Source organism: Bacillus sp. MHSD_36 (assembly GCF_030757775.1).
Classification (GTDB): Bacteria; Bacillota; Bacilli; order Bacillales; family Bacillaceae_G; genus Bacillus_A.
Map to the genome: position 1 here is coordinate 334,621 of NZ_JAVBIS010000002.1, position 15,688 is coordinate 350,308.

Sequence of the window (15,688 nt, forward strand, 5' to 3'; positions counted from 1 at the left end):
ATGTAAGCATAAAATGATAACAGTTTTATTTTAATTTTTTTAGAAATAAAAAAATGGCAACCTCTCGTCACCATTTTTTTATACCATTATTATCTTTCTACTGGAAATGATTTTAAGTCCGTAGCTATTTCTGTATTAGAAAATAGTTCCCTTGCCTCTTTCAATAATTCCTTATATGTATCTCCTTGATAACGAGAACTAATATGAGTCAATATTAAACGTTTTGCATTTGCCTGAAGTGCAATACTCGCAGCTTGCTTAGATGTGGAATGGAAATAATCATACGCTTGTTGTTCATCTTCTGCCGCGAAAGTTGCTTCATGAACAAGTACATCAGCGTCTTGCGCCAGCTCTCTACTCGCTTCACAATATCTTGTATCACCTAAAATGGTAATAATTCTTCCCTTTTGAGGTGGGCCGATAAAATCTTTTCCATTTAGTATCGTACCATTTTCTAATTCAACTACTTCTCCATCTTTTAAACGTTTAAAGAGTGGACCTGGTTTCACACCCATCTCCAGCAATTTATCGACTAAAAGGGCACCTTGTATATCTTTCTCTGTAATACGATACCCAAAACATTCAATACCATGTGACAATCTTTTCGTTTCCACATGAAATTCATTGTCTTCAAACACAGTACCTTCTTCTGTTATCTCAACAATTTCAAGTGGATATTTTACATGTGTCGTACTTACTGATAATGCCACTTCAATAAATTGTTTAATTCCTTTTGGTCCGTACACTGTTAAAGGTGTAGTCCCTCCTTGAAATGAACGGCTTCCTAATAAACCAGGCAAGCCAAAAATATGATCACCATGTAAATGCGTAATAAATATTTTTTCAATGCGGCGTGGGCGTACTGATGTATGTAATATTTGATGTTGCGTCGCCTCGCCACAATCAAATAACCAAGTCTGTCCTCGTTCTTCTAACAATTGCAAAGCAATTGCTGAAACATTCCTTCCTTTCGAAGGAACACCTGCACCAGTTCCTAAAAATACAAATTCCACTTTCTTTCCTCCAGCTCTTTATATAATCTACCTTTCATCTTACGGAATGTTATTTCAAATGGCAAATCGAATTTACATAACCAATCATCTAGACAACTATATATCACGAACGTTACACTCAAAAAACTTAGCAATCGTTCGTGTTTTATGTTAAAATGATTATACTACATGTTAAGGGAGCGTTTTATTATGAAAGAAGCATTTCGTTTACAAACTGATTTTTCATCTTCATTTGATCGCTGGGTAAGTTCTTTCGTGTCTGATCACCCAGCACAATTAGAATGGACGACTTTGAAAGAATTAATCCATGAATACACAACAACACACACAAATGATTCGTTACCAACATATATTTCTTCAGCTTTAACATATTACGCACAACGCGTTTCAACAACAAACAGTTCAGAAATTGTTATTTTTGAAAATGCTACAATCTCATAATCTATAAAAAAAGCACTGCAATCAGTGCTTTTTTTATGTCATTAAAGTATTTATTTTCCCTCTTATTTCCTACTATATAGCCATCATAAACCTATTTGATTTTTCAAAAAAAGATATTGACACTATAATTTTACAGTGCTAACATTCAACATGTAATTGAATATGGTCTCTGTTAGGTGAGGCTCCTGTATAGAGAAACGCTGCTGCCCAAAAATGTCGAGAGACGCCAATGGGTCAACAGGAAAGGTCGGAATGAAGGCCTTTTTTAACGTAGCTGGTTTCAGTACCTATGCTATACAGTGCTAAAACTCAACGAGGGAGAGGTGCACATATTTTGTCATACACAAAAACTGTTTTTATCTATGTTTACTAACAGTATTTGTTACGGACTCTTTTAGCTGCGAATTCAGACCTTTACTCGTTTTGAGTAAAGGTCTTTTTACGTATATATGCACCTTACTATGAAACAAACATAGCATATTCAGAAACTACTAAATTGTACGGAGGTGAGGAACAGTTGGCAATTGATGATTCGGCCCAGATACCCATATGTTTTACGTTCATATTTCATCTTGTAGGTAGGAAAGAAACTGTTCCTCCTCATTTTTAAATAGTCGAGTAACAGCTTGTTTCCTCCTTCATGAAAAAGGAGGAACTATCAATGTTAAATTTACAAAGACAAGAAACAAAACATTCATACGATCAAGATTGTATGAAAACAAATAACAAATTATTAGTGGAAGTCGCAACGCAGGATGCAAACAAAGCGTTACGACTTTTAGAAACAACAGAAAATGGACTCTCTAAAGAAGAAGCATCTCATAGACTTTCTTTATATGGCCCGAATGAAATCGCTCATAATAAAACATCGCCGTGGTACGTTCAATTTCTATTAGCATTTAAAAATCCATTTATTTTTGTTTTATTAGCTCTCGGTGCACTCTCTTTTTTCACAGATGACATACAAGGAACCCTTGTTGTATCTGTAATGGTAATGCTAAGTGCAACAATTCGCTTTTTACAAGAATTTCGTTCTCAAAAAGCTGCGAATCAGTTAAAAGCTATGGTTCGAACAACGGCGAGCGTCTTTAGAATAGATAGATTTGTACACGAAACAAAAAACGTAATGAATTTGAAGCAAAATGATTCAACGGAAATTCCAATTGAAGAACTTGTACCTGGCGATATTATTTCACTTTCAGCCGGTGATATCGTTCCGGCTGATGTGCGTATTTTATCAGCTAAAGATTTATTTGTGAATCAGTCCTCTTTAACTGGGGAAGCACTTCCTGTGGAAAAGTATGAAAACTGCTACCATACAGAGAATAAACATATCTTACCGAAAAATACGAAAAAAAATTACAATCCACTCGATATGGAAAATCTTTGTTTTATGGGTACAACTATTGTAAGTGGTAGTGCAAAAGCTGTTGTCATCTCCACAAGTACCGATACGTATTTCGGTTCTTTAGCAAAAAAAGTGATCGGTAAACGCGTAGAAACAAGCTTTGATAAAGGTGTAAACAAAGTAAGCTGGCTCTTAATTACATTCATGCTTATTATGGCGCCTATCGTTCTTCTCATTAACGGATTCACAAAAGGCGATTGGCAAGAGGCATTCTTCTTCGCTATCGCAATTGCTGTTGGTCTCACACCTGAAATGTTACCAATGATTGTGACTGCTAATTTAGCAAAAGGTGCTGTTAACATGTCTAAACAAAAAGTAATTGTAAAACAACTAAATTCTATTCAAAACTTAGGTGCTATGAACATTCTTTGTACCGATAAAACAGGAACTTTAACAGAAGATAAAGTTGTACTTGTTCACCATTTAGATCCTAACGGTAATACATGTAATCGTGTATTACACTTTGCCTATTTAAATAGCTTCTATCAAACAGGATTGAAAAATTTAATAGATAAAGCTGTTATGAAACATACAGAAGAAAACCAAAAGTTTAATCCATCCATTTTTCAAAAACTAGATGAAATTCCATTTGATTTTGCTCGCCGACGTATGTCTGTCATCGTGAAAGATATTTCAGGTGAACATACAATGGTTTGTAAAGGAGCAGTAGAAGAAATTTTATCTATTTGTAGCTACACCGAAATAGATGGCAAAGTTGTTTCTCTTACCGATGGCATATGCTCAAATGTAAAACAACTAAGTGAGACATTCAATAGTGAAGGTATGCGTGTCATTGCTGTAGCTTATAAAAAAGATAGACCAATAAATGATAAAAAGTACGCGGTACAAGATGAAAACGATATGATTCTCGCTGGATATATTAGCTTTTTAGATCCACCGAAACCATCTGCGGCTACTGCCATTCAAGCATTACAAAAACATGGTGTACAAGTGAAAATTTTAACTGGTGATAACGAAATTGTGACAAGAAAAGTTTGCAAAGAAGTTGGATTGAATATCAGTGAACCTGTCCTTGGTTACGAAATCAATTCTTTACCTGATAAAGTATTAGCGAAATTAGCCGAAGAAACAACTGTATTTGCTAAACTAAATCCAATGCAAAAATCTCGCATTATACGAGTATTACAAGAAAATGGACACACTGTAGGTTATATGGGAGATGGCATTAACGATGCCGTAGCGTTACGTGAAGCTGACGTTGGCATTTCTGTTGATACTGCTACCGATATTGCAAAAGAGTCTTCCGACATTATTTTACTTGAGAAAAGTTTAACAATATTAGAAGCTGGTATTCTAGAAGGACGCACTACATTCGGAAATATTTTAAAATATATTAAAATGACAGCTAGTTCTAACTTTGGAAATGTATTTAGTGTGTTAGTAGCAAGTGCTTTCATCCCCTTCTTGCCTATGCTTGCCATTCACCTTTTAATTCAAAACTTACTTTATGATATTTCACAATTGTCTATTCCATGGGACAAAATGGATAAAGAGTTTTTAGAAAAACCAAGAAAATGGGATACTGCAAACTTACGGAACTTCATTATTTGCATCGGTCCTATTAGTTCCATATTTGATATCATCACATATGTAGTTATGTGGAACGTCTTCGGTGCGAATACAGCTAGCGAACAATCATTATTCCAATCTGGTTGGTTTGTCGTTGGATTGTTAACACAAACTTTAATTATTCACATGATAAGAACACAGAAGATTCCGTTCATTCAAAGTACTGCATCAACACCAGTCGTTTTATTAACCGCTCTTATTATGGCAATCGGAATTTATATTCCATTCTCACCACTTGGTGCAGCCGTTGGTTTACAAGCATTGCCACTTAACTACTTCCCTTGGTTAGTAGGAATACTATTAGGCTACGCTTTTTTAACACAATTCCTGAAAAAGCTTTATATTAAAAAGTTTCATAGCTGGTTGTAAAAATAAGAATGAGTGGGTATTCCCCGCTCATTCTAAAAAACATAACACATATTTATATATGGAGGTGACCATGATGGTATGGTACGACATTGTATTCAGATTAGTTATAGCAATTATTGTAGGAGCTTGCATTGGAATGGAAAGACAATGGAGACACCGAATGGCTGGGTTACGGACAAATGCTCTCGTATCACTTGGTGCCTGTATATTTGTTTTATTATCCGTCATGCTTGATCATGATGCTAGCCCATCCCGCATTGCTGCTCAAGTCGTTAGTGGCATTGGCTTTTTAGGGGATGGCGTTATTATTCGCGATGGTTTTAGTATTAGAGGGCTAAATACGGCAGCTACTTTATGGTGTGCAGCTGCTGTCGGTACTCTTACAGGCGCCGGTTTCCTCGTTGCAGCTATATTAGGTGCAACCGGCGTGTTACTTGCAAATATACTCCTTCGCCCAATAGCTCTTTTTATGAATAAAAAATCAAAAGAAGAATCACCAGAACAAACGAACTACTTACTTTCCCTTACTTGTTCAGAAGAAAATGAAGCACATATTCGTTTTTCACTTATGCATATGGTAAGTACAGAAGGACTCGGTTTAAAAGAGTTGTATAGTGAAGACGTAGATTCTAATCAAAAGGTGTGTATACAGGCTACATTACATTGCAAGACAAATGCTGCTATCTTAATTGAAAAAATAGTGAGTAGAATGCTATTAGAATCTGGCGTTACTGGAGCTGGCTGGAAGACTTCTTTAGATTTAGAAGCGAGTTAAATATGAAAGGTGTCATGATATTCACTACTCCATGACACCTTCTACATAAATTTATTTTCTAATTTTTGTTGAAAAGACTTTTCTTGCTTACGTAATAGTTGACTACCTCGTTGTAAAATCGGCATTCCATATTTATCATTAATTTGATCGATGACAGCTAGTAGCGGCTCTTCTTTTGCATCTTCTTCAAATGAAAATAAATCTAATTGTTTCACCGATTCTGTCTTCCACTCTACTTCAGTAGCTGTAACACCTAGTAAGCGAACGGAATCACCATCCCAATGTTGCTTCCATAAACGAGATGCTGCCTGGAAAATATCTCGTTCTTCCCAAATGGCATTTTTCAATTGCTTGCTCCGCGTTACTGTCCGCCTATCATGATATTTAATCATAATTTGAATATTATAGCTGACAAGAGTTCGCTTTTGTAATCTTTTACTCACTGATTTTGATAGTCGTTCTAACATATCAAGTAATTCTTTCTCTTCATCCATATCCTTTGAAAAAGTCATCGAGTTACCAACACTTTTATGTTGTCCCATTTGACTCGGATCAACTTCTCTATCATCCACACCTTTTGCACGCTTTTGTAAATCAACACCGTGCTTTCCAATTTTAGCGCGAATGATATGTTCATTTCCTTTTGCTAACTGCTCAATGGTTTGTATATGAATATCATTTAATTTTTCAGCCGTTTTTTCTCCAATTCCATGCATCGCTCCAACTGGAAGTGGCCAAATCATTTCTGGAATATCTCGTTTTCGAAGCACAGTAATACCGAGAGGCTTTTTCATATCAGAAGCTGTTTTTGCTAGGAAAAGGTTCGGAGCAATCCCAATGCTACAGGGTAGCTGTAACTCTGTTAATAATGCTTGTTGAATCATCTTTGCAATTTCAAGAGGCGAACCGAGTGTGTAGCAATCTGTAATATCTAAATATCCCTCATCTATAGAGACTGGTTGTATTTTTTCCGTAAAGCGGGAAAGGATTTGAAACATTTGAAATGAAGCTTCACGATATAATGTAAAATTAGGATGCCTTACAACTAATTGCGGACATAACCTTTTTGCTTCCCAAAGAGGCATCGTTGTACGTATTCCATATTCTCTCGCCTCATAACTACATGTTATGATAATTCCTTTTCTTTCTTTTTCATTTCCAGCGACCGCTAACGGCTTTCCTTGTAATGATGGGTCATGAGCAATTTCAACAGATGCGAAAAAACAATTCATATCTACATGTAAAATAACACGACCCTTTTTCGGATACATTTCTCGCATAGTACTCACCCCTTCAAAGAACATTTGTTCCTTTATTATACCAAATTCATGCACAATATAATAATTACTTATTCTTTTTATCCTTATTTTTGCTATGAATATGGATATTTTTGTAAAAGGAGTGATCTATTATGAAATCAAACAGTAACCTCAATTATACATTTCTCGTTATTATATTAATCATCTTAATTAATTATTTATTACTTCCTATTTTTGATATTAACGTAGCAGGGATTCTTCCAAGTCTACTAGGCATTATAACAAGGGACATACTGCCATGGATTTTCTTGTATTGGCTTATCCGTCTTGTAAAAGCCATCGAATCAAAATAAAAAGCGTGTAAATCCATTGTGATTTACACGCTTTTTCTATTACATTACTTCGCTACTTCTTCAATAATTGCAACAACTAATTCTGCTGTTTTCGCTAATTCTTCAACAGGAATCTTTTCATTTGTTGTATGAATTTCTTCATAACCAACCGCTAAGTTAACTGTTGGAATCCCGTGTCCTGCAATTACGTTTGCATCACTTCCGCCACCACTTTGGTGAAGAGAAGGTGTACGACCAATTTTTTCAGCTGCACGTTTTGCAACTTCTACAACGTGATCGCCATCAGCAAATTTAAATCCTGGGTACATAACGTTTACTTCAACGTCTGCGTGACCGCCCATTTCTTTTGCAGTTGTTTCAAATGCTTCTTTCATTTTTGCAACTTGTGCTTCCATTTTTTCATTGATTAAAGAACGCGCTTCTGCAAAGATTTGCACGTGATCGCAAACGATATTCGTTTGTGTACCACCTTCAAAACGTCCAATATTTGCAGTTGTTTCAGAATCAATACGTCCAAGTGGCATCTTCGCAATTGCTTTCGCTGCGATAGTAATTGCAGATACACCTTTTTCTGGTGCTACACCAGCGTGAGCTGTTTTCCCGCGAATAATCGCATTCACTTTCGCTTGTGTTGGAGCTGCAACAACGATTTCACCAACTTTTCCATCGCTATCTAATGCATAACCGTATTTCGCTGTAATGCGCTCACGATCTAATGCTTTTGCACCAACAAGACCAGATTCTTCTCCAACTGTAATAATAAATTCAATTTTACCGTGAGGAATATTTTTCTCTTTTAAAACACGGATTGCTTCGAACATGGATGCTAACCCTGCTTTATCATCCGCACCTAAAATTGTAGTACCATCTGATACGATATATCCATCTTTAATAGAAGGCTTAATTCCATTACCAGGAACTACTGTATCCATATGAGAAGTAAAGTAAATTGTATCAACACCATCTTTTGTTGCTGGTAATGTACAAATTAAGTTACCTGCACCATGCCCAGTAACAGCCATTGTGTCATCTTCAAATACTTCTACACCTAAATCTGTGAATTTCTTTGTTAATACTTTGCAAATTTCTGCTTCAAATTTCGTTTCAGAATCTACTTGTACTAATTCCATAAATTCATTTACTAAACGTTCTTGATTAATCATAAGACTGCGCCTCCTGCACTACCATTATGTATGTAACACTATTAATTATAACAGAATTTCGCAAAAGTTTCGAAATACAAGACAAAAAACAGACGGTTTATATGTCTAGATAACCATCTGCTTTCTATTACTCATTTAACAATACCCAGCGCATATGATCTTCCCACACTCCGTTAACCATTAACATCTTCCTAGACACACCCTCATATTGAAAACCTATCTTCGTCACGACTTGTATAGATGCTAAATTTCGTGGCATAATCGGTGCTTCTATACGATGTAATTGAAATTCCTCAAAAGCAACTTGAATCGCTTTTCTAAGCGCTTCTGTCGTATAACCTTTGTTTAACTCTGCCTTATCTAATTTATAGCCGAGTACACAAGATTGATAAATTCCGCGAACAATTAAATTAAATGAAATACATCCAATTATTTTCGTATCATCACCCTTTTTAAAAATCCAAAGCCTGATGATTTTACCTTCTGCGATCTCTTTTCTATCCTTTTGCAACTTTTTCTTTTGATAATCTAACGTAAAAAAATCATCTGGTCTATACTCTTCCCAAGCTTTTAAAAATTCACGATTTCTGTCGTAATATTGAAGAACTTTTTCAGCATACGACTCATCAATTTCTCTTAAATGCAAACGATTTGTTTCATATATTTTCATCATCGTATCTCCATTCTTCAGCTTGCATAACAAAAAACTTACACTCCATCATTTTATATATTCTCTACATACATACAAATTTCCTGTTATACTTTACACGTACTTCTCGAATTTTGTCATTTCTCTCCCCTTGTCCACAATATCATTTCTCGTTACAATGATATTGTACTGATTTGCAAGGAGGTATAACGATGCATAAAAAAGCTCAAAAAGTTATGATTTATGTAATGCTAATTTCTATGCTTGTAACAACATTACTTGCTGGCGCGAGTATGTTTTGGTAAAAAGGACGACCTGTTCGTCCTTTTTTTACTTTTTACATATAATAAAATAAACCATCTCGATATCGAGATGGTTTATTTTATATAAAGCACAATCGCTACAATACTAAAGGAAAATGACATTACAAGTGCTATTACAAAACTTGTATATTGTTTCTGCTGAAATGCTCCAATAACAAAAGTAAAATTGAGTAATGCCATACATACAATTGCTACAAGATAAGAACATATATTAAAAGTTGCCAACATGAATGTAATAACAAATAGAAATCCCATAAAAAATTGCATATACGAAATTTTTGGATTCAAGTACATATGAGCAACCCCTTTATTTCATCTTCATCTTTCTATACTCTCATTAACTCATGGTTATGTACACATGTCAAGACAACTTATTACAATAGAAAAAACCAACCTTTCCGTTGGCTTTTTCATATGCAATGGCTCCTTTTTCTTTTGCCAATTGCTGAAATGATTTTTTTGATTTTACAATCCATACTTTCGTTCCAATCGGAATGCGCTCAAATAAATATTCCACATCATTTTTCTTCATTCTTATACATCCTTGTGAAATATACTTTCCAATTGAACTCGGTTGGTTTGTTCCATGTATTCCATACTTACTCCCATCAGTTCCTCTTGCATTAAATCCCATCCACCTAGATCCAAGTGGATTTTTCGGTGATCCCCCTGGAATATTCTTCGCAATATAATATGGATCCTTTGCTTTCATGACAATATCAAAAGTTCCCTCTGGAGTTAATTCATTTGTTTTCCCTGTCGCGACTGGAAAAACCTTTTGAACCTTTCCATCGTCAATATAAGCTAATTTATTCGTCGCTTTATTTACAATAATAAAAGGATCCCCGGCACGTGGGTTATCACCAAGAGGCCAAATAGGCGATAAAGAAAGACATAATATGAAAGAGAGAAGATACGGCATAAATAATTCCTACCTTCTATATAAGTTCTTTTATATTATCCTTTCCCTTAAAACGACTTTTAATGAGTAAATATTGCTCCATTTCATATACAAGTTGAACAAGTTTCGCACGTATCTCAAATTCTTCGCGTGTAACTGGCAGTGGCATGTCCCTAAATAATTCTCTCATTTCTTGAAGCTGTCTTAAGGAGATAACCCCAGTACTCTCAGGACTAATGGCGTTTCCAATGTTTTCAACTACATCTGCAATCATGTCAGCTTGTTCGTATGTCCATGATAAAGAAGCTGCTAATGGTATCATCCGCTCTAAAATTTCGAACTGTTGCATGCGCATATTAAAGTAACGATAGTAATAGTCATCTTCTCGCATAAATGCATTCTCAAGCTTCTTAAACGATAAATCCCTTGCTTCACTTAGCATATTTTCAGTTTCAATAAGTTCTGCTCCACTCCAACTACTTTCCCTATTTCGTAAATAAACGACCATTTCAAACAAAATCGTTTTAAAATTACTTTCTATTTTGTCCTGATATTCTTTCAACTTATTTTCACTACTTGGCATATACATATTCACTAATAAAGCCACACTAATCCCTATCGTTAATATCGCAATTTCATTTCCAACAATAAGCCATGTAATTTGTTTCAATGAATATAGATGCATCATAATAACTGAACTCGTGACAATACCTTCTTGAATTTTAAGCATTACTGCAGTCGGAATAAATGTAAGTAATAATACGCTAATTGCTAGCGGTGTATATCCAATTGTTTCAAAAATACAAAACGCGAATACCATTGATAATACACAAGCTAAAAAACGATGTAACGATACTTGAAGTGATTTACGTTTCGTATTTTGTACACATAATATAACTAAAATACCCGCTGAACTATAAAATTCTAACCCTAATAACTGAGCAATAAAAACTGCTGCACCTGTCCCTATTGCTGTTTTTACTGTACGGTATCCAATTTTGAACATAGCATTGCTCCTATATGTATAAACGTATTTACAGCTAGTATAAAAAAAGGATGACACAATGTCATCCTTTTCTACTTATTATTCACGTAACCGTTACATATTACAATATTTTTTGTAAAAATTGTTGCGCACGTTCACTTTTCGGTGCTGCAAAAAATTCTGCTGGCGCACTATCTTCTACAAGCTTTCCACCATCTAAAAAGAGAACACGATCAGCTACTTCTTTCGCGAATCCCATTTCATGTGTAACAATCGCCATTGTCATTCCTGTCGTAACTAATGATTTCATAACTTCTAATACTTCTTTCACCATCTCTGGATCTAGTGCTGATGTTGGTTCATCGAATAACATCACTTCCGGTTCCATCGCTAATGCTCTCGCAATCGCTACACGTTGCTTCTGTCCGCCCGAAAGACGATTCGGATACGTATCTTTTTTATCTAATAAACCGACCTTCTCTAAAAGTTTCTCGGCTTTCTTTTCAGCTTCTTGTTTCGTTACTCCTTTTACATGAATAGGAGCATACGTAATATTTTCTAATACAGTCATATGAGGAAATAGGTGAAAATGTTGAAATACCATTCCGACATTTTCACGAACGTGCATAATATTCGTTTTCGGATTCGTTACTTCTTCCGTTCCAATCCAAATGTGACCATTCGTCGGTGCTTCTAACACATTCATACAACGTAAAAATGTTGATTTCCCTGATCCAGACGGTCCAATAATTGCTACTACTTCCCCTTTTTCAATCGTTGTTGTAATTCCTTTTAATACTTCATTTTTTCCAAATGATTTATGAAGGTTTTCAATTTTAATCACTTTTCTTCATTCTCCCTTCAATTGCCTTCCCGACTAATGTAAGAATAATGACTAACATATAATAAATCAGTCCGACAAAAAGTAATGGTTCAAGATATTTAAACGTCTCGCCACCTACAATGTAAGCACGGCGCATTAAATCCGTCGCTCCTATTACTGTTACTACAGCCGATTCTTTCGTAAGTGTCGCAAACTCGTTCACAAGCGCTGGTAATATATTTTTTAATGCTTGAGGGAAAATGATATTTCGCATCATTTTCCCATAAGGAACTCCTAAAGCCATCGCCGCTTCGGTTTGCCCCTTATCAACCGCTTGAATGCCCGCACGGATTACTTCTGACATATATGCACCTGAATTCAAACTAAATGCTAATACAGCCGCTACGAATGCTGGTATTTCATAACCAATTATTTGCGGGACACCGAAATAAATAATCATTAATTGCAATACAAGTGGTGTACCACGGAAAATTGATGTATACAGATCTGCCGCTATATTTAAAGCTCGTATTCTAGCAATTTTGCAAAGTGCTAATAGCATTCCTAAAATAAACCCTACTAGCGCTGATACTGCTACAATTTTCAAAGTAACTTCTAAGCCTTTTAATATATATGGTATCGAAGGCGTAATCGCCGAAAAATCTAAGTTCATTCTTTTCATTCCCCTCACAGAAAAGTGAAAGGCAGCTTATTTTTCGCTGCCAAACCATTTCTTCACTAATTTATCCATTTCTCCATTTTCTTGCATTTTTTTAATTACTTTATTAAATTCAGCTGTTTTGTCACTTTTTTTCGGAAGGGCAATTGCTGCTCCAACTTCTTCTGGCGCTTCTTGAATTTCAATCCCTTGTAAATCTTTCATTTTCTCTACATAATTTTTAGCAACTGTATCTTCTATAATTGCCGCGTCAAAACGACCTGCTTTAATTTCTTGTACAATTTCTGGTATACGGTCACGTCCCTCAACTTTGAAATCTACTTGTTTTTTAAATTCTGTCGCTTTCTCTTCTTGAATAGATCCTGTTTGTACCCCTACTTTTTTCCCTTTTAAATCCTCTACAGATTTAATGTTAGAATCCTTTTTAGAAACGACCATATTTTTCGCAACGAAATAAATATCTGTGAAATCAACATTATTTTTACGCTCTGCAGTCGGCGTCATACCTGCCATTACGAAATCAACTTTTCCCGAGCTAAGAGATGCTAATAAACCACCAAAATCCATATCTTTCACTTTCACTTCATAACCAAGTTCTTTTCCGATATATTTAGCAACATCCACATCAAAGCCGATAATTTCATCACTTTTTGAAGCTTCTACGTATTCATATGGTTTATAATCTGCTGAAGTCCCCATAACCAGTACTTTCTTATTTTTCCCAGTAGCCTTTTCTTCCCCATTACTACAAGCACTGAACATACTTACAATTAAAATAAGTGCAAACGATATTGATAATAACTTCTTCATATTTCTTCCCCCTAATAATGTATATTTAAAAGTTTAATAGAATATTTATTCGATGTTTGTATTGTATCAGCACTTTCATTTTTATGCAATATATAAAATAAAAATAAATAAAACAACAGTAAAAACACCATTCATCATGTATAAAACAATGCATAAAACACAAAGGATATGCATGTCGCATAAAATTTAACGCTAAATAAAAAGGCGGTACGTCCACAATTAAGTGGACGTACCGCCTTTTCGCTTATATTTATAGTTCTTCACAATTCTCTTCAAAATAAGATTGTAGTTTTGCAATAACTTGCATCGGTTCATGACCTTCAATTTCATGACGCTCTACCATCGTTACAATTTTTCCATCTTTTAATAAAGCAAATGATGGAGAAGAAGGTGGATACCCTTCGAAGTATTCACGAGCTCTTGCTGTCGCTTCTTTATCTTGACCTGCAAACACCGTTACAAGATGGTTAGGTCGTTTATCATAATGTACGGAATGCGCAGCAGCAGGACGAGCAATACCGCCTGCACAACCACATACAGAGTTTACCATTACAAGTGTTGTTCCATTTCTTTTAAACGCTTCTTCTACTGCTTCTGGCGTCGTTAATTCTGTATATCCAGCAGAGACAATCTCTTCACGCGCTTGGCGGACAACATCATTCATAAAAAAGTTAAAATTAATCAATCTTTTCCCTCCTCTAAAACTACCTATTTGTATCTTACCAGTTAATGTTTATGAAATACAAGTAAGTTTACTTGTATTTGGGTATAGAAAAGGTGTTAGAACCCTGTTCTAACACCTTTTTGTCACTTTTCTATAATCTTCATATATTCCGCAATCATTTTTTTATGCGATCCTACAATATAGTCAGGTAGTTCTGTTGGTGGGAAGAATATAAGCTGAACCGCTTCTTCTTTATTCATAACTAAATCTCCATCGTATTCATCCGTATAATAAGCGGTCGTTACAGATTGAAATTCATCACCGTTTGCTAATTTTGTAAAATAGTTCGCTCCAGAAAACACATTGATTAATCGCAAGTTCTTCACTTCTATTCCTGTTTCTTCGTATACTTCACGACAAGCAGTTTCTTCTGGTGATTCACTAAGCTCCATTAATCCGCCAGGCAGCCCCCATTTTCCGTAAGGCTCTGTTCTTTGTTGTAGTAATACATATCCATTTTCATTTATAACGAGTACAACAGCACCAACTAAAATTAAAGGGCGATGACCAACTATTTTTCGTAATTCTTCTACATATCCCATCGTATCCCTCCATTTTCATTGTCCACACTATTGTATCATATGTATGAAACGACAAAATGCGTATATTTTTCATTTTTTTAACAAAATATTTATTTTATGTGCTTCATCTACTGTAGCTAACATAATGGATTCGACTTCTGCATTCTTCTCTAGAAATTCTCTCGCCCATTCTTCTGTTTTCCCTAATAAAGCAAGTACATCTTTCTGAATGCTCCCATCCTTTACTAATACAAAAGAAACTGGAGATTTTTTTCCTGCCACTTTCAGATCAAGCCGCGAAACTGCCTCATACTCTGGATACTGAAATATAGAAACAACACCGTTCGCTTCCCATAATGCTAATTTAATCTTTTGAATGTCGCTCACATTTCGCATACGAAGTTCCGAAAATAAATATTCCACCGTAATTCTCGCTTTTTTCAAATTGCTAAAATCAATGGAACCATTATGTATAAGAATAATAGGTGCTGGCTCTAAAAAGCGTCTCCATCTATCCCATTTCAACATTAAGACTGAGCTTATAATGTGAAGTACAACGAGTATGAACGTTGTAATCATTGAGCCGAGTAATCCTACTTTTTCATCAGATAATGCATTAGAAATATTCCCCCCGAGCAATAACACTAATACAACATCTAAGAAACGAAGTTGTGCGATGGACCTTTGTCCCATCGCTTTCGCAACTAATATTAAAAATATATATGCTATAATAGCCCGAATAACCCATTCACTATTAGAAAGATGCCGCGCCCCTTCAAAAATATGCATATGCATCACTTTGCACTCCTTACCCGTCTCAAACTGCTACTTTATTTTAGTTTGCAACGTTTAAGAGCATATATGTAAAAAAGCTGATTCGTTTGTAAACGAATCAGCTTTTC

18 protein-coding genes and 1 riboswitch are annotated in these 15,688 nt (G+C 35.3%); of the genes, 5 read left to right on the plus strand and 13 right to left on the minus strand.

Features of this window, described 5'->3' with window-relative positions; translation table 11 throughout:
• Positions 1-89 precede the first annotated feature (89 nt).
• The gene (rnz, locus tag Q9B79_RS09785; protein WP_306183791.1) at positions 90-1,013 is read right to left on the minus strand and encodes a ribonuclease Z; all 924 of its coding nucleotides are present in this window, start codon (positions 1,011-1,013) and stop codon (positions 90-92) included.
• 189 nt (positions 1,014-1,202) lie between these two features.
• Here rnz and Q9B79_RS09790 point away from each other — a divergent pair, with 189 nt between their 5' ends.
• From Q9B79_RS09790 to Q9B79_RS09800, 3 genes are all read left to right on the plus strand, one after another.
• Positions 1,203-1,454: a DUF3932 family protein gene (locus Q9B79_RS09790; RefSeq protein WP_000656495.1), complete on the plus strand. Its 252-nt coding sequence runs from the start codon at positions 1,203-1,205 to the stop codon at positions 1,452-1,454.
• Between the two features lie 161 nt (positions 1,455-1,615).
• A riboswitch (M-box (ykoK) riboswitch) is annotated at positions 1,616-1,781 on the plus strand.
• Between the two features lie 334 nt (positions 1,782-2,115).
• Positions 2,116-4,821: a magnesium-translocating P-type ATPase gene (gene mgtA, locus Q9B79_RS09795; protein ID WP_306183794.1), complete on the plus strand. Its 2,706-nt coding sequence runs from the start codon at positions 2,116-2,118 to the stop codon at positions 4,819-4,821.
• A gap of 73 nt (positions 4,822-4,894) precedes the next feature.
• Positions 4,895-5,596, plus strand: a complete 702-nt coding sequence (locus Q9B79_RS09800) for an MgtC/SapB family protein (protein WP_306183795.1) — start codon at positions 4,895-4,897, stop codon at positions 5,594-5,596.
• 41 nt (positions 5,597-5,637) lie between these two features.
• On the opposite strand, the gene Q9B79_RS09805 is transcribed toward Q9B79_RS09800, so the two are convergent.
• Entirely contained in the window at positions 5,638-6,876 is a 1,239-nt protein-coding gene (locus Q9B79_RS09805) for a DNA polymerase IV (protein WP_306183797.1), read from the minus strand.
• A gap of 131 nt (positions 6,877-7,007) precedes the next feature.
• Between Q9B79_RS09805 and Q9B79_RS09810 the strand changes: the two genes are divergently transcribed.
• Positions 7,008-7,208 (plus strand): hypothetical protein, encoded by a 201-nt coding sequence (locus tag Q9B79_RS09810; protein ID WP_306183799.1) that lies wholly within the window; start codon positions 7,008-7,010, stop codon positions 7,206-7,208.
• Positions 7,209-7,252: 44 nt separating this feature from the next.
• Here Q9B79_RS09810 and Q9B79_RS09815 read toward each other — a convergent pair whose 3' ends face one another.
• On the minus strand, positions 7,253-8,371 hold the full coding sequence (locus tag Q9B79_RS09815; RefSeq protein WP_000609803.1) for a tripeptidase T: 1,119 nt from the start codon (positions 8,369-8,371) through the stop codon (positions 7,253-7,255).
• A 127-nt stretch (positions 8,372-8,498) separates the two neighbouring features.
• Complete coding sequence (locus tag Q9B79_RS09820; protein WP_142337313.1) at positions 8,499-9,044, minus strand: GNAT family N-acetyltransferase; 546 nt, start codon at positions 9,042-9,044, stop codon at positions 8,499-8,501.
• A 188-nt stretch (positions 9,045-9,232) separates the two neighbouring features.
• On the opposite strand from Q9B79_RS09820, the gene prli42 reads away from it, so the two are divergent.
• Entirely contained in the window at positions 9,233-9,325 is a 93-nt protein-coding gene (prli42, locus tag Q9B79_RS09825; RefSeq protein ID WP_000549038.1) for a stressosome-associated protein Prli42, read from the plus strand.
• A gap of 72 nt (positions 9,326-9,397) precedes the next feature.
• Here prli42 and Q9B79_RS09830 read toward each other — a convergent pair whose 3' ends face one another.
• The 9 genes from Q9B79_RS09830 to Q9B79_RS09870 form a co-directional block, all read right to left on the minus strand.
• On the minus strand, positions 9,398-9,637 hold the full coding sequence (locus Q9B79_RS09830) for a DUF3894 domain-containing protein (RefSeq protein ID WP_306183805.1): 240 nt from the start codon (positions 9,635-9,637) through the stop codon (positions 9,398-9,400).
• Positions 9,638-9,704: 67 nt separating this feature from the next.
• On the minus strand, positions 9,705-10,265 hold the full coding sequence (locus tag Q9B79_RS09835; RefSeq protein WP_306183807.1) for a L,D-transpeptidase: 561 nt from the start codon (positions 10,263-10,265) through the stop codon (positions 9,705-9,707).
• 16 nt (positions 10,266-10,281) lie between these two features.
• Positions 10,282-11,250 (minus strand): aromatic acid exporter family protein, encoded by a 969-nt coding sequence (locus Q9B79_RS09840; RefSeq protein WP_306183809.1) that lies wholly within the window; start codon positions 11,248-11,250, stop codon positions 10,282-10,284.
• A 100-nt stretch (positions 11,251-11,350) separates the two neighbouring features.
• The gene (locus Q9B79_RS09845) at positions 11,351-12,073 is read right to left on the minus strand and encodes an amino acid ABC transporter ATP-binding protein (protein WP_042512209.1); all 723 of its coding nucleotides are present in this window, start codon (positions 12,071-12,073) and stop codon (positions 11,351-11,353) included.
• The gene (locus Q9B79_RS09850) at positions 12,066-12,725 is read right to left on the minus strand and encodes an amino acid ABC transporter permease (protein WP_306183812.1); all 660 of its coding nucleotides are present in this window, start codon (positions 12,723-12,725) and stop codon (positions 12,066-12,068) included. Before Q9B79_RS09850 ends, Q9B79_RS09845 begins: the two co-directional genes overlap by 8 nt.
• A 36-nt stretch (positions 12,726-12,761) precedes the next feature.
• Positions 12,762-13,541: a transporter substrate-binding domain-containing protein gene (locus Q9B79_RS09855; protein ID WP_306183815.1), complete on the minus strand. Its 780-nt coding sequence runs from the start codon at positions 13,539-13,541 to the stop codon at positions 12,762-12,764.
• Positions 13,542-13,791: 250 nt separating this feature from the next.
• A complete protein-coding gene (locus Q9B79_RS09860; RefSeq protein WP_001979317.1) occupies positions 13,792-14,205 on the minus strand; it encodes a BrxA/BrxB family bacilliredoxin in 414 nt (137 codons plus the stop codon).
• Positions 14,206-14,348: 143 nt separating this feature from the next.
• Entirely contained in the window at positions 14,349-14,807 is a 459-nt protein-coding gene (locus Q9B79_RS09865; protein WP_306183817.1) for an NUDIX hydrolase, read from the minus strand.
• Between the two features lie 69 nt (positions 14,808-14,876).
• Positions 14,877-15,581, minus strand: a complete 705-nt coding sequence (locus tag Q9B79_RS09870) for a DUF421 domain-containing protein (RefSeq protein WP_048546371.1) — start codon at positions 15,579-15,581, stop codon at positions 14,877-14,879.
• Positions 15,582-15,688 lie beyond the last annotated feature (107 nt).

What these genes read in the sequence shown, in the direction of transcription:
- Q9B79_RS09790 (WP_000656495.1), top strand. Translation starts at nt 1,203, where the DNA reads ATGAAAGAAGCATTTCGTTTACAAACTGATTTTTCATCTTCATTTGAT.
- mgtA (WP_306183794.1), top strand. Translation starts at nt 2,116, where the DNA reads ATGTTAAATTTACAAAGACAAGAAACAAAACATTCATACGATCAAGAT.
- Q9B79_RS09800 (WP_306183795.1), top strand. Translation starts at nt 4,895, where the DNA reads ATGGTATGGTACGACATTGTATTCAGATTAGTTATAGCAATTATTGTA.
- Q9B79_RS09805 (WP_306183797.1), bottom strand. Translation starts at nt 6,876, where the DNA reads ATGCGAGAAATGTATCCGAAAAAGGGTCGTGTTATTTTACATGTAGAT.
- Q9B79_RS09810 (WP_306183799.1), top strand. Translation starts at nt 7,008, where the DNA reads ATGAAATCAAACAGTAACCTCAATTATACATTTCTCGTTATTATATTA.
- Q9B79_RS09815 (WP_000609803.1), bottom strand. Translation starts at nt 8,371, where the DNA reads ATGATTAATCAAGAACGTTTAGTAAATGAATTTATGGAATTAGTACAA.
- Q9B79_RS09820 (WP_142337313.1), bottom strand. Translation starts at nt 9,044, where the DNA reads ATGATGAAAATATATGAAACAAATCGTTTGCATTTAAGAGAAATTGAT.
- prli42 (WP_000549038.1), top strand. Translation starts at nt 9,233, where the DNA reads ATGCATAAAAAAGCTCAAAAAGTTATGATTTATGTAATGCTAATTTCT.
- Q9B79_RS09830 (WP_306183805.1), bottom strand. Translation starts at nt 9,637, where the DNA reads ATGTACTTGAATCCAAAAATTTCGTATATGCAATTTTTTATGGGATTT.
- Q9B79_RS09835 (WP_306183807.1), bottom strand. Translation starts at nt 10,265, where the DNA reads ATGCCGTATCTTCTCTCTTTCATATTATGTCTTTCTTTATCGCCTATT.
- Q9B79_RS09840 (WP_306183809.1), bottom strand. Translation starts at nt 11,250, where the DNA reads ATGTTCAAAATTGGATACCGTACAGTAAAAACAGCAATAGGGACAGGT.
- Q9B79_RS09850 (WP_306183812.1), bottom strand. Translation starts at nt 12,725, where the DNA reads ATGAACTTAGATTTTTCGGCGATTACGCCTTCGATACCATATATATTA.
- Q9B79_RS09855 (WP_306183815.1), bottom strand. Translation starts at nt 13,541, where the DNA reads ATGAAGAAGTTATTATCAATATCGTTTGCACTTATTTTAATTGTAAGT.
- Q9B79_RS09860 (WP_001979317.1), bottom strand. Translation starts at nt 14,205, where the DNA reads ATGAATGATGTTGTCCGCCAAGCGCGTGAAGAGATTGTCTCTGCTGGA.
- Q9B79_RS09865 (WP_306183817.1), bottom strand. Translation starts at nt 14,807, where the DNA reads ATGGGATATGTAGAAGAATTACGAAAAATAGTTGGTCATCGCCCTTTA.
- Q9B79_RS09870 (WP_048546371.1), bottom strand. Translation starts at nt 15,581, where the DNA reads ATGCATATGCATATTTTTGAAGGGGCGCGGCATCTTTCTAATAGTGAA.